Here is a 14,552-nt window from a genome sequence, read left to right as displayed (position 1 = left end):
CTCTGCAATCAAAGCCTTGCCTAAATGCCTTTAAATTCTCACTGAGTGAGCAATAATTTAATGTGATTGGTATTAACACCCGAGTAAGCTTAAACCATATGTCCACTTACCCTCGGCATTACACCCCCTCAATAATCGTCACCGGCTATGGTTCCTCGGATTATCTACCTGGCTAATGCACCTCTTCTGGTTTTTATAAAGCTTCTTGCAGCCTCATAAATAACGGGGCTATTAAAACGTAAATAAACACGGATTGCAACAGACAGATAGACGTCTAAACCTAAAAAATCGATATTATTAAGTATTTTCAGCTTAGCTTCTGAATTTTAACGGTTAAATGGCAAAAACCTGCGCCTTTACATATAGTTTAAGCATTAAAAAGGAAAGGAATGCTATGGATTTCTTTATTGTAAAAAAAATCATTGGTGGCCTGCTAATGCCATTACCCGTGGTGCTTATATTCCTGCTTCTCGGTATTATCTTATTCAACAGGAGACCAGCAGTCGCAAAAGGCATGGTTGTATGCGGCACCATTGTCCTGATTATCATTTCATTTATGCCAATTGCCGATAAATTGATCGTTATTTACGAGCAAAAGTATCCGGTGTTTAATAATCGCCATGGCAAAATTGACAATATTGTAGTGCTCGGTTGTGGCCATACCTCAGATCGACGTTTGAAACCCAGTCAGGAAATAAAAGTATGTGCATTACAACGATTAACCGAAGGGATAAGGATATTACAACTTCAACCACAGGCGAGCATCATTACCACGGGCTACAATCCCAATGATAAGGTATCAAATGCTGAAAAGCTGAAACTCGCAGCCATCGAACTCGGATTACCCAAGGATAAAATACAGACTCTTCCCCAGCCAAGAGATACCGCTGATGAGGCGAAACTGCTCGCCCCTATGTTAGAGGGCAAAACCTTTGTGTTGGTTACCAATGCCAACCACATGACACGAGCGATCGAACATTTCACTGCCCAGGGCTTAACGCCAATCCCGGCACCCACCGGATACCTGGTAAAGGATCCGGAAGGAACCCGGGTGTGGCTAAACATTTTTCCAAGTGCCGCGAATATTTCAAAAACAGAACGAGCCTGGCATGAAACGTTAGGTCGGATATGGCAGTGGCTGCGAAGTTAATCTTGACCAATTAGCCAAACACGTATTTTCCAGACCGAAAATAATTACAACATTTAATGCATGGTTAAAAATGCTAAATATTAGTAATTATCACAATATTTACATTTATTCGATTCTTGTAACAGTCGCCAAATACAAATTAAACCCAATAAATATAGAGACTTACAAAATTGGCACGCATGGTGCAACCTAACTCGTGAATTCGCGCTGGTGATTAAATTATTCACTAGCTTCCAATAATTTATGAAATAGATTGCAACATGGACAGAAAAATAGAACGTAAATCCTTTCCCTGGAAAAAAGCCGCCTTGGTCATTCTGGCGATCACCGCTGTCACCCTGGTCGGTCGACTGTATTCCGCCCAACAAAGTGGCAAAGCGTTAGCGGTAAGTCCGCAAAACCTCACCATATCTACGGTTCGTACCGGTACCTTTGAAGATTACATCCCTATCCGTAGCCAGGTCACGCCGTTGAAAACTGTCTATCTGGATGCCGTAGAAGGTGGCAGGGTTGAACAGGTGTTAATTGAAGACGGTACCATCGTTAAGCCCGGTCAGCCTATCGTTAAATTATCCAATACTCAATTGCAATTAGACGTAATGCGCAATGAAGCGGCTGTGACCGAACAGCTTAATAACATGCGTAGCATCGAATTATCTCTGGAACAAAACAAGCTTAGCCACAAACGTAATCTGATAGAAATTGACTATCAGATCAAACGCCTCACCCGTCAGGTTGAAAGAGAACGTGTTGTTTATCAGCAAGGCAGCATTTCAGATAGTGCCCTGAAAGAGAATGAAGATCTGCTTGAATATTACCAGCAGCGGAAGCTGGTAACCCTGGAAAGCCAGAAAACCGATACACGATTACAGGAACAACAACTGGCGTTTCTGAAAGAAACCGGACAGCGTTTGAACGACAGCCTCGAATTTGCCCGGATCAATATGGAGAACCTGAATATGACCGCACCGGTCGCCGGCAAGCTGTCAGGATTCGACATTGAAATTGGTCAATCCATTGAACGTGGTGAGCGCATCGGTCAGATTGACGACCCAAACAACTTTAAATTACAGGCCTCTATCGACGAATTTTATCTGGAGCGCATTGATCTTGGCCAACAGGCAACCATAACCCGTAATCGCAAGGATTTTATGCTTCGCGTCTCAAAAATATACCCACAGGTAAACAATGGCCAGTTTCGCATCGACTTAGTGTTTGCAGAGCAGCAACCCGCAGGAATACGACGTGGCCAGACCCTACAGACAAAATTAACACTTGGCGATCCTGCCGAAGTCACCTTATTGCCTAATGGTGCTTTTTACCAGGACAGCGGCGGTCATTGGGTGTTCGTGGTTAGTGACGATGGCAGCAGTGCGATCCGTCGCAACGTGCGCCTGGGAAGAAGAAACAACCGTTTTATTGAGGTTCTGGAAGGGCTGGAAATTAATGAAAAAGTGATTACCTCACCTTATTCAAGTTATCTCGATATGGACCGCTTAAACCTTAAATCTTAATTACAAGAATCCGCAAAAATTACTATGAGGAAGAACGAAAAATGATAACCATTAAAAACCTGAGCAAACGTTTTACCACCGAAGAAGTAGAAACCACAGCACTGAATAATATCAACTTCGATATTAAACAAGGTGAGTTTGTTGCCATCATGGGCCCGTCAGGCTGTGGTAAATCAACCCTTCTCAATACCTTAGGCATGTTGGACAGTCCCAGCGAAGGTCATTATCTGTTTAATAGTGAAGACGTTGCCGGCTATTCAGAAAGTCAATTAGCCAGCATTCGTAAGAAAAATATTGGGTTTATTTTTCAAAGCTTCAATCTCATCGACGAATTGAATGTTGAAGAAAATGTCGAACTTGCCCTGCTCTATCACAACATTTCTAAATCTGAACGTCGCCAACGCGTCGCCGAAGTACTTGAAAAAGTCGGTATCTCGCACCGGGCGAAACATATGCCAAGCCAATTGTCTGGTGGTCAGCAACAACGGGTAGCCGTTGCCCGTGCTGTGGTAGGCAAACAGCGCCTTATACTCGCGGATGAGCCGACCGGTAACCTTGACAGTGAACACGGTCGCGAAGTCATGGAAATGCTCCAGCAGCTTAATAAAGAAGGTACCACCATTATCATGGTTACCCACTCTCCGGAGCATGCGGAATACGCCGATCGGGTGATCAACTTATTCGATGGTGAAGTCGTCGTGCAAGACCTGCGCGCGGTATCCTAATTCAGGTGTTAAGGAAAAACTATGTTACTAGCAAATTACTTTCAAACCGGCTGGCGTAACCTTCTAAAAAACAAATTGTTTTCATTAATAAACATTGTTGGCCTGGCGATCGGCCTCGCTGCCTGTGCATTAATCTTAATGTTTGTGAAACATGAGACCAGTTATGATAATTTTTGGCAAAATGCCGATAAAATTCATCGTTCTCACGTTACTTTTTCAATCCCTGGACGCGATCCAATGCACGCGACATCGGCGCCCGGGCCGCTTATTCACGCGTTGAAGAAGGATTTTCCCGAGGTAGAGTATGCCACCCGCATTGGTGGCTGGGGGCCGACCATCAACCATAATGGCCAGGTGTTTGTTGAACAAATTAAGCTCGTAGATGCCGACTTTGCAAAAATGTTCAGCGTCGATGTATTAGCTGGGGATCTTGAACTGGCACTCAGTGATAACTCATCCATTGTCCTTAATGAGTCGCTGGCGAAAAAATATTTTGGCGACAGTAATCCATTAGGACAAGTGTTGTCTCTGGACTTTAACTTCTTCAAAAAAGATTTCCAGGTCGGAGCGGTTATTGCTGACACTCCGAGAAATAGTCAACTAGACTTGCCGGCACTGATCCTGATCGATGAAAGCGCTTGGGAAGAGCAGAACTGGATGTTCCATGGTTGGTTTTCGGTAAATGCCCAGTTGTATTTCCAAACCCAACAAGCCTCGGATTTGGACAGTATCAACCGCCAGTTTGATGATTTTGCTAACCGTAATTTTCCGAAAATGCCTATCGGTGGGGATGATGCCAAGGCATCAGACTTTATCAAACTATCGGCGATGAACATTCAGGATTTGCATCTTAATGCCATTGGTTTTGGCGAAATGCGTCCCCAGGGCAGTAAAACAACCGTGATTACCTTTTCTGCCATTGCCATGCTGATACTGTTAATCGCCTGTATCAACTTTATGAACCTTTCTACCGCACACGCTGCAAACCGTGCTAAAGAAGTGTCATTACGTAAAGTACTAGGTGCAACACGATCCAATCTAATCACTCAATTTTTAGGCGAGTCGGTATTAATGACACTGATATCCGTGTTGTTAGCCTTTGTTATGGTGGAACTTGCCCTGCCTTTCTACAATGAGACCTTAAATCAGGAACTCGTTGTTAGCTATGATCCATCGACCATTGCCACATTGCTTGGATTAGCAATCAGCGTTGGTGTACTTAGTGGATTATATCCGGCATTCATTCTGTCAGGTTTCCGTCCAGCCACCGTCCTTAAGGCCAATAAATCGGCTGAAACCGGCGCCTCTTTAAGACTACGGGCGGCACTGGTCATTTTCCAGTTTGCCGTATCCATTGGTCTGTTCATCGCCACCAGCGTGGTATATAGCCAGATGCAATATGCCAAACAGATGGATGCTGGCTTTAATAAAGACAATATGTTGGTTGTTAACCGGGTGAGTCGTGAAGAAGCCAGCAATAAACGTGAGTTATTACTGAAGGAAATCGCTAAGAACCCTCAGGTTACCGCAATAACCTATTCCAACGAAACGCCAGGCAACACCAACGAAAATAATACCATGATGCGCACCCCGGAAATGGCCGAAGAAGATGCCTTGCTGATGGGTCAGAGAGCGGTTGGCTACGGATTTTTTAAAGCCTATGAAATCAACCTGATTGCCGGTCGTACATACGACAAGAATCGAGCAGATGTCAGCCCAACAGACGAACAATTGCGCGCTGGCGAAAAATTCCCGGGTAGTATTGTGATCAATGAGTCTGCGCTAAGACGTTTCGGATTCAAAGATGCTCAAAGTGCGTTAGGGAAAACCTTAATCACTGGTCGCGGCGATCCGGAGGAAAACCTGTCAGTCGATTTAACCATTATTGGTGTCGTTGATGACGTTCATTTTAACAGTCTGCATGCAACGATTCGTCCGGAAGTCTATCCGCTGTCGGCAGACTTTGGTAACAGCATCAGCGTACGCTTTACCGGTTCGCCAGAACAACTGGTTAAAGATGTAGAGACGCTGTGGCGTCAGGAAATACCAGGCGTACCGTTCTCATACTCCTTTGTCGAAGATAATATCGCTGAGCTGTACCAGAGTGAACAAGGTGAAGCAACGATGTTTGCGGCCTTCTCTGCGCTGGCGATTCTGGTTGCTTCCTTAGGACTTTTTGGACTGGCAAGCTTTACCGCCGATCGCCGTACCAAAGAAATTGGAGTGCGCAAAGTGATGGGTGCTGGCGTATTCGATATCGTGAAAATGCTGATGTGGCAATTCAGCAAACCGGTGATGGTAGCAAGCCTGATTGCCTGGCCCGTCGCTTTCTATTTCATGAGCGATTGGTTAGAAGCCTTTGTATATCGAATCGATACCAGTTTGATCATTGCGATGTGTGGGCTTGCGGCTTTATTCGCGCTGTGCATCGCCTGGGTGACTGTTGCCAGTAATTCGATTCGGGTTGCGCGCGCTAATCCGATCAAAGCGTTGCGCTATGAATAATGGGCGCGAAAGCTCCCATTACCGCAATAACCCATTTGGAAGTCAGGGTAGATAAAGCTTGTAATTGAACCTTTTTAACCTTCCTAATTATTAAGGGTCAGTTGTCTTATAAAGACGCTGCCCCTTTCCATACATAAAATAATCGTTTGAGTTCTCTGTTATCCAAGCAGGAACGATAACCGAAAGACCAGTGCGATAATGCCTACCAAGTATATCTGGTACGGTTATTTCTAAAGCCGAACACTTTCTTTGATTGAAATAGGAGTGATGAAGGAAAAATAACCAAAACCGTTTCTGGTACCAAGGATAGTTGACCCGTTACGCTTATTCATAAGATACAGAGGAGACAACCTCGTTACTGTCGAAGTGAATTTCGCACTGAAATAGCCGAAAATTAAGGAAACTACTGTGCACGACACGCTTTCCTGACGGCAAATTCTCTATTTTGTAATCAGATAAGCTTATCGTATCTAACTGCCTGATTACGCTTGAATAATCGACGCCTGGCTTAAAATTCCCACATAGATAAGAAATTTCCTTTCTCGCTTCGTTTGCGAAAAAGGCAAATACCAATAACCCCCCGCATATTGCAATCATTATAACATTCAGGAGTTTTTCACTATGCATATTATTTATACCTCCAACAAAGGATCACCAAACTTATTCACTAACCAATGAACTGAGCTTTTCACCGGATATAGGGTCAAGCAAGCCGAAGCGCAAAGGTATCAGGTATTCTTCACACTCTTCCCAACACACTTTCATAAATTTACAATTATTTTAAACAACCGAATACCAGCCGTTTTAGGTCAAATTTTCAGGTACACTTCCACATAACTCTCACCCATTTGCTAGACCATACGGCAGGCATATAAAACATCGTTTAAAATAAATTAGAAATATCCGAAAAATTTAATTTAATAAGTGCAAACGCATCAAAATGTACTATTGTTACATCATTAGCTACATATCATAGTGATTTTATTAAAAGTTTAGTGCCGTTCTCAAAAACAAAAAAGGCTTCTCAATGATTTCTAAAATACTAAAGTTAGAATGTTTAATTTCCAATCGTTACTATACTCCTAGGGCAAGCGAAGGCGATTCCCTGCAAAATTCCATGCGCTTCATATCGATAATATTTTTCACATCAGTTTAATCGCTCAGCATTTCAATGAGTTAAGTTTGAACATAGGAAAAGGAGGTCTGTATCGATTAAAGCCACCTAAACATAAACAAGTCTCAGATTAAGGTTATTTGGTTTATCACACGGATGTCTAGTAATGACCCCTTGAATAGCATATTCAACAATATCTATAACATTAGGTCATTTGCTAAGGAGAGCTAACAGTAAATAGACAGTATTATATATTGAATAGATAGGAGGCCTGTATCGCGTAGATTTATCATATTACACAACACAAAATTTCTCATTTAATGGAACCAGGAAAAGGATAGCCGATAAAAGGGTAAGGAACAGACTTCTTTAATAATAACAATAAAGAGGTTTAGTAAGGTAAGGATAATCAATCGAAAATACAGGATAGGTTCTTATAAAATAAGAATAAAAGTAGGGCTAAAGGTTAAGGATGATCTCAAATGGGTATAGGAAATACCCGTTCTTATATAATAAGAACAAAATAAAAGCACCTCAGGAGGGGTGCTTTTTTATTAGAACGATAACGTGCTAATGCAGCTCAAGCATCGAAGTCTTGTATCTATTTCTCCGTAAATATTTGATCTAAACCGGATTATCAATATCAATAAACTCGACATCCAGGCCATACTCCTTTGCCAGATACTCGCCAACCGCTTTGATACCATAGCGCTCCGTGGCATGATGACCAGCCGCGAAAAAATGAATATCCATTTCCCGTGCGACGTGGGTAGTCTGCTCACTGGCCTCTCCGGTAATGAAAGCATCAATGCCCTGCTCTGCAGCTAACTCAATATACCCCTGGCCACCGCCGGTACACCAGGCCACTGTCTTGATTGGACGATTGCTGCTACCCGGAATATGTAATACCTCGCGCTGCAACGATTGTTGAATACGTGAGGCAAAAGCCACGCCATCAACCGGTTGAGCCAACTCACCGGTTAAGCTAACGCTCAACGGGTTGTCCAGCTCTAAAGGACCGGTAACCTGAATATCTAACAACTTTGCAAGTTGAGCATTATTACCAAGTGTTTCGTGGATATCTAAAGGTAAGTGATAGGCAAATAAATTGATATTATTATCGATTAATGCCTTGATGCGTTTTTGTTTCATCCCAACAATTGGGTAGGCTTCGTTCTTCCAGAAGTAGCCATGGTGCACTAAAACCGCGTCAGCGTTATTTTCTATGGCCCTTTTTAGTAACGCGTAACTAGCGGTCACCCCAGTCACGACTTTTTCAATCGTCTCAGAACCCTCTACCTGTAAGCCATTGGGACAAAAGTCCTTGATTCGCCCAGGTTGAAGTAACTCAGTTAAAATTTTTTCAAATTGTTGACGTTGCATCCGCAAATCTCTGTGAAAATGTAGGCTTTTTTTACATGAAGAGGATAATAACACGAAAACAGAATGCGCGTGCTAACGCTATAAATGATTGACCATTATCCATGCACAAACACGATTAATCTGCCTGAGTTCGAACACACCGCATTTGTGGTTGTTGGTACCCCCAGGTAACCATTGCTTCACCCTGATGTTCCCAGAAAGATTCATTGCGCCCCTGATAGCGACTGCCACTGGCGCTTTCCTGAATATACATTAACGACACGCTATCTCCCCGCTCTGCAATCAGGGTTTTCGGATTTGTCTGATAAAAGGTAACCACCAGTTCATTGGCTGGATTCTGCTCACATTGATAAAACTGCGGGCCAGTGTTTTCAACCAATTGATATCGCGCCTGCAACTCAGCAATACGCCACTGATAAGACACTGCGATACATTGGCTTTGCAGTTCTTGCTTCCAGCATTCATTGCGTCCTTTCAACCAACCCCGTTGCTCTGCCTGCAGCGTCGCCCTCATTCCCCCACTGGATTTACTAAGGGCTGCTTGGTAGACGTCATCTAATTGCCGGTCCAGGTTCGCAAGGTTTGACTGGTCACAAATCAATGCTTCAGTGCTGCCCTCGATTACTTTTTCACAAGAAAAAGAAGGCGTTGTGGCTGCGGTCTTGTTCATTTTATTCGCATCATCGAGATCAGTATCAGCTTGCAACTGCTTTTCAATAAAATCGCACCAGGCTCGACTGTTCTTTTCAGGAACATCATTCTGGCCGCGAACCTTTAATTTAAATTCAACCACCGACTGCCACTCTGTCGAGCCAATGTCTGGTCCATGCCCCTGGCCATCGCCCGTCTGAACGCGTTTAGCAATTGCCTGATACCTTTCCATGGAACAGGTTTGAATGTTATTTTCATCTGGCTCGGAATCTGGCAACTGAGTATTGTCGTGACAAGCTGTCAAAAGACAAAGCATGACCACTGGCCAAAAAATCGCAGGCTTTAAACCAAACCGGGTGCCAGCGATTGCTTTAGTTCGATGTGTCGTTTTTATAGGCATGCAATTCTCACATTTCATAAGCATCTTAATAATGACAGGAAGCCGGTCAATCATTGTAAAAATGCGTGTTGGTGCTCAATAACGCATTCATTGACAGGTTTCGGTGTATTGTTTCGATCAACGACCCAACAGTCGCCGTAAATCGAACAATAGCACAATTCTATAGCCAGTCTGTTATCAACCTCCAGAATTGCCGCTATCGCTTCGCCTTCATATATCAATGGCGTTATGGTTTGTTCTGCTGGTAACGTACGGTTATGAATATGAGACTGGGAAATATCGGCAAACGCCTCAATGTCACTCCAGCGTTTAATGGGGCTGCCATCCAGGGCGACCCTGGCGTATTTGATCAACGCTGGACCAGTACCACTGTTAACCACACCATAACTAAAAGAATGACGTTCGAAGCTGCGATATAACTCAACATTTGGCCACACCGATGCCCGCGCATACGCCCGATCGATATAAGCTGAATATATCGATATGACCGCGGTTAACAGGCCGATAAACAAGGCCGACAAGGCAATGATCATTTCCGGGTTTTTAAACCATTTCACCGTTTTCATGGTTACCACACTCTTTTTAATGAAGGTTTATTAAATATTTTCAATGTAATTGGTTGGCTCACAGTCCTTCGTGTAAAGCCTCTTTAGTTACCAGACTTGCTCATCATGGCAAGCGCCGTTTGCACATCGTCATAATATCCCAACCCGGTCGCCGCAATGACTGCCGCTCCTAGTCCCGCCGTATCAACCTGAGTACTTCGGATAACGCTTATGCCACTGATTTCCCCTAATAAATGTCGTAACAGCAAAGATTGCTGACCACCGCCACTGAGAACAAACCGCTTAAATGTAATCTTGTAGCGAGATTCGAGTCGCTGTTTTGCCACCACTACCTGTTGCGCCAGCCAATACAATAACGAGAGATATTCTCGCAGTACGCATTCTTTCTCTGTCAGTGCATCCACCGGCTCATGTTCGTTGCACGCAGATTCAAAATCCCAGACAAACATATTGGCGACAGATGTGTGAACCGCGTGAGGGTCCAATGTAATCTTTACGGGTGCGCACAGGGTTTGTACTTGCTGTAAAACAGAGTCATGAGGTTTGAGAGTAATCAAGGATTGCAAAAGCAGATTTTCAAAATCCGCTTCAGACCATTCATTTATCATGACCTCTGACAACCCAGCCAGCTTTTTTGATGCAAATACCACGTATTCACGCAGTATAAGGCAGCCATGCTGCAACATCTCCTCCACCAGATAGAACTTGTCATCGAATGCCGGGTATGCAGGAAAGAAAGGCCTGGGACCTCTAAATTTTTCGTTTAAAAAATTCAGGGTAATTGCCGTTCCCAGGCTAACATGCAAACTATCGCCTTCAATACAGCCTGCCCCCAATAACTCGCAGGTTTTGTCGGCCGCTACACTAAGCACTTTTACGTCCTGTTGTCGTAGCCGTGAATCCTGGAACTTACCCACGCAAGTCCCGGGCGCGCATAAATCTGGCAGCCATTCACGCTTAACGGCCAACGCCTGCCATTGCCAGGCCAGGGGCCCTAACCAGCGCCGATGTTTAAAACTAAATGGTAAATGGGCGATCATATTTGCCCAGCTATCGGTATAGTTACCGGTAAGCTGGCCCTGTATAAAACCGGATAACTGGCATATCTGGTCGGTCTTCGCTAAGCATTGCGGATGCGTTTCTGCAACCCAGTTTAGCAATGCCTCTGATTGTAGTTTTTGTACAGCCCCTATCTGGCCAACCAACGAAATCGCCAGCTGCCAATACCAAGCCAGTTTAGGTACCTGCTTTGCCCGCCTGCCTTGATACCAATACAATACTGGCAATAATGCCTTGTCATTATCATCAAGATACACAAAGCTATTACGAAGACAGGTAAAACACAGAGCCTCTACCTGCAATCCTTGTGCAGCGCTATTAATCAATTCAACGATAAAATCGCGTAATACCATGATTAATTGCTCCGGATTATCCTGCCACTGTGAACCCGTTGCCTTAATATCAAGGTTGATGCGATTTTGATAAAGTTGCTTTCCCTGCAGGTTATACAAATAACCACGTATCGACTGACTGCCAAAATCAATGCTGGCAATCACTGGCTGTAATGACGACTGTTGATTCACCTGTTAACCCGTATGACTAATTATTGTTATTGTTAACCACTCTAAGGTTGTCTGCTATGCCCTTGCATCGAAGTCACTTTTACGGGGTTAAAACTGGGTCTAAGTTGCCATTTGGGGCGAATAGGCGTTAACGGATGAACCCGCTTTTTAGCGACGATTAAGAATACAGAGCCAAATATACTCAAGTAACTGCTGGCAAAATTTTGCCAGTTTCGCCCCAACCAGCCTTTTTGATCCAATGGGTTAACTAACGACGAGTGCAGAAAACGCTCATCACTAAGCACTTCATAACCCAACAGATGCAACCAGTCTTTGATCCGCATTGGCGTGAAAAATCGACCTTGCCAGGGCATCACCTGTCGACGAAATGGAATATAACGATTCAGGCCCGCCAGGGAAATTGGGTTAAAGCCACTAATCAATAAATGACCATTCGGGATCAGGACCCGATCAATTTCCCGGAGAATATGATGAGGATCGAGTGCAAATTCAAGACTATGAGCAAGCACACAGGCATCAACACTGTGTTGTTGAAACGGCAGGTCATCGATCTCTGCCAGCACATCCCCAAATGGGTGGGAGTGGCAAACATTAACCTGGTGGTTAATCATCGAACCCGTGGTGTCGAGTTGCGCGCTTAAGGTACCAAGTTTTAACAAATGATAGCCAAAAATCCTTGGCCACCAAGGTTGCATCGAAGCGCTGATGGCATCGGCGACCAGAACACCATTAGGCATATCCTCCCATTTAACGGGCACCTGAGGATCTTTAAACGCGAGTGCAGGCTTCATTTGTGAACTGGTTTACCTGATAGTAACTATGCATCAGCTTTTAGCATACTGAGGATTATTCACAAACGCCAAACTTTTTGCCCTTTCACACGTTGTTAACATTATGGAAAATCGAGAATTTTTTATTGATTCCTTATAAATATGGGGCTCGACTATACTTTAGCTGATCCAGTTGACCTGTTTCTCAATGTGGATTTCAAACAGAGGTAGTTAGTATGAATGTCATAACCAAATTCAATGCTGTCGGTTTGTTAACTACAGCCTTTCTCTGTTCTCCTCATGTGTTAGCCGATGAATGGCAATTTATGATCGAGCCTTACCTGATGGGCACAAATATCGAAGGCGATTTTGGTTCCGGGCGTATTGAACAAGCCGAGATAGGCGTGGATTTCTCAGATATTCTAGAAAACCTTGAAATGGCGGGTATGATCCATATGGAAGCCGTTAGCCCGGGAAATATCGGTCTCTCATTTGACTATGGCTTTATGGATTTAGAAGGCAGCAAGACCTTCATGACTGGCCAGGAGTTGGTAGTGGGAACCCGACAAGCAGTAATGGAAACTCAGATTTTCTATCGTAATCAATTACAGAACGCATCGATCGACTACATCGCCGGAGTTCGCTGGTGGGATAATGATGTCGACGTAGACGTTGACTTACCCAATCTTGAACAACGGCTTTCCGCCTCAATCGAGGAAGACTGGGTCGATTTTATTGTCGGCCTGCGCTGGTATTCACATCTAAGTGATAACTGGACCTTTGAACTTTATGGCGATATTGGCGGCCTGGATTTTGCTTCCGAGTTTACCTCGAAAGTTAAAGTTGGCGTACAGTACCAAATGACGGAGTTATTAACCCTTGATGTCAAATATGTCGCCACCTGGGTTGACTATAAAGACGGTACAGCTGGTGAGCCCGGGTATTTTGCCTACGACACCGTAACCCATGGCCCGGTGCTTGGATTAGTTTTTACTTTTTAATACCAAACACATTAATTTATTGCTCACTCAGTGAGAATTTAAAGGCTTTTAAACAAGGCTTTGATTGCAGAGAATGGTCGTTCCCCTGTCAAAATTAGCCAAAATCAGTAACGCAGGATAAACGCCTTTAAAACTCACCCGTAGAGAGTTTATCAGAGGTCCATTTACGGCCCTATATTTCATATATATAGAATGACTATATCAATAAAATATATGTTGTAAATAAACCTCTGCCCTAACTCTGAGTTGTGCACAAACTTAGTGTAATTGGTATAACCTGTTAACAAAACGAAACGGTTCCGAAGGTTTTAATTCTCAAACCTGTCGGTATAATGGAATTTGCTTCACTTACAGCCTGAGAGCTTTACATGCAAATTTCTGCAATACCGGCATTTTCTGACAATTACATCTGGGCTATCTCCTCAGCAGAGACCGACATTTCCCAGTGTGCTCTGGTTGACCCCGGAGACGCAGCTGTCTGTATTGAATTCCTAGAAAAGCGCCAACTACAACTTGCCAGCATTTTGATCACTCACCACCACCGCGATCACACCGGTGGTGTTGCCGAGTTACTCGACTATGCGTCGGCGAGAAACTGGACAGTAGACGTGTATGGCCCCCAAGGTGAAAACATTCAGCATATTAGCCACTACCTGGGTGAAGGCGATACACTTGAACTCAATTACCTGTCCAAGAGTTTCTCTATCATTGAAGTACCAGGACACACGCGTGGGCACATCGCTTATTACAACGATTCCGGGCTAGGAACATTATTCTGTGGTGATACCCTGTTTTCCGGAGGTTGTGGCAGATTGTTTGAAGGAACTGCCGAGCAGATGCTGAACAGTTTACAAAAGCTGAACAACCTGCCATCGACGACCTTAGTGTATTGCGCCCACGAATATACTCAGGCAAATTTAAAATTTGCGCGAACTATCGAGCCTGAAAATAGTCAACTAATTGAATACGAATTAAAAGTTAACCGCCTTAGAGAGGCTGACCTTGCGACAATCCCCACTAACCTCGCAATCGAGTCGCTAATCAACCCCTTTTTACGCAGTCATATCGATGCGGTGAAAACTCGGGTACAGCAGTTGACAGGCAACGCCTGTCCCAGTCCGGTAGAAGTATTTGCCGCCACCCGGTTACTAAAAGATAACTTTTAATTTATTTTCTATTTCTAAAGAACA

Annotated in this window: 11 protein-coding genes and 1 riboswitch; of the genes, 6 read left to right on the top strand and 5 right to left on the bottom strand. The window is 44.0% G+C overall.

Going from position 1 to position 14,552, the window contains the following annotated elements; all coding sequences use genetic code 11:
* Positions 1–3: 3 nt before the first annotated feature.
* Positions 4–194, bottom strand: a riboswitch (Lysine riboswitch).
* Positions 195–394: 200 nt separating this feature from the next.
* From elyC to E8M12_RS15360, 4 genes are all read left to right on the top strand, one after another.
* Positions 395–1,150, top strand: coding sequence for an envelope biogenesis factor ElyC (gene elyC, locus E8M12_RS15375; protein ID WP_169303160.1), 756 nt, complete (start codon positions 395–397; stop codon positions 1,148–1,150).
* A 260-nt stretch (positions 1,151–1,410) separates the two neighbouring features.
* Entirely contained in the window at positions 1,411–2,664 is a 1,254-nt protein-coding gene (locus E8M12_RS15370) for an efflux RND transporter periplasmic adaptor subunit (RefSeq protein ID WP_136737150.1), read from the top strand.
* A 41-nt stretch (positions 2,665–2,705) separates the two neighbouring features.
* On the top strand, positions 2,706–3,389 hold the full coding sequence (locus tag E8M12_RS15365) for an ABC transporter ATP-binding protein (RefSeq protein WP_136737149.1): 684 nt from the start codon (positions 2,706–2,708) through the stop codon (positions 3,387–3,389).
* 21 nt (positions 3,390–3,410) lie between these two features.
* Positions 3,411–5,894 carry an ABC transporter permease gene (locus E8M12_RS15360; RefSeq protein WP_136737148.1) on the top strand — a complete coding sequence of 828 codons (2,484 nt, stop codon included), beginning with the start codon at positions 3,411–3,413 and terminating at the stop codon, positions 5,892–5,894.
* Positions 5,895–7,632: 1,738 nt separating this feature from the next.
* Here E8M12_RS15360 and E8M12_RS15355 read toward each other — a convergent pair.
* The 5 genes from E8M12_RS15355 to E8M12_RS15335 all read right to left on the bottom strand — a co-directional run bounded on the left by E8M12_RS15355 (position 7,633) and on the right by E8M12_RS15335 (position 12,382).
* The gene (locus E8M12_RS15355) at positions 7,633–8,391 is read right to left on the bottom strand and encodes a Nif3-like dinuclear metal center hexameric protein (RefSeq protein WP_136737147.1); all 759 of its coding nucleotides are present in this window, start codon (positions 8,389–8,391) and stop codon (positions 7,633–7,635) included.
* Positions 8,392–8,506: 115 nt separating this feature from the next.
* Complete coding sequence (locus E8M12_RS15350) at positions 8,507–9,442, bottom strand: MliC family protein (protein ID WP_211245063.1); 936 nt, start codon at positions 9,440–9,442, stop codon at positions 8,507–8,509.
* A 50-nt stretch (positions 9,443–9,492) separates the two neighbouring features.
* On the bottom strand, positions 9,493–10,008 hold the full coding sequence (locus E8M12_RS15345) for a hypothetical protein (protein WP_136737146.1): 516 nt from the start codon (positions 10,006–10,008) through the stop codon (positions 9,493–9,495).
* Positions 10,009–10,091: 83 nt separating this feature from the next.
* The gene (locus E8M12_RS15340) at positions 10,092–11,591 is read right to left on the bottom strand and encodes an FGGY family carbohydrate kinase (RefSeq protein WP_136737145.1); all 1,500 of its coding nucleotides are present in this window, start codon (positions 11,589–11,591) and stop codon (positions 10,092–10,094) included.
* A gap of 41 nt (positions 11,592–11,632) precedes the next feature.
* Positions 11,633–12,382: a class I SAM-dependent methyltransferase gene (locus E8M12_RS15335; RefSeq protein ID WP_136737144.1), complete on the bottom strand. Its 750-nt coding sequence runs from the start codon at positions 12,380–12,382 to the stop codon at positions 11,633–11,635.
* Positions 12,383–12,597: 215 nt separating this feature from the next.
* On the opposite strand from E8M12_RS15335, the gene E8M12_RS15330 reads away from it, so the two are divergent.
* Both E8M12_RS15330 and gloB read left to right on the top strand, forming a co-directional pair.
* On the top strand, positions 12,598–13,362 hold the full coding sequence (locus E8M12_RS15330; RefSeq protein ID WP_246034186.1) for a hypothetical protein: 765 nt from the start codon (positions 12,598–12,600) through the stop codon (positions 13,360–13,362).
* A gap of 368 nt (positions 13,363–13,730) precedes the next feature.
* Complete coding sequence (gene gloB / locus E8M12_RS15325; protein WP_136737143.1) at positions 13,731–14,528, top strand: hydroxyacylglutathione hydrolase; 798 nt, start codon at positions 13,731–13,733, stop codon at positions 14,526–14,528.
* Positions 14,529–14,552: the final 24 nt, after the last annotated feature.

Origin of the sequence: Thalassotalea mangrovi, assembly GCF_005116735.1 — a bacterium.
Lineage (GTDB): Bacteria > Pseudomonadota > Gammaproteobacteria > Enterobacterales > Alteromonadaceae > Thalassotalea_A > Thalassotalea_A mangrovi.
This window is presented reverse-complemented; position numbering and strand designations above follow the sequence as displayed.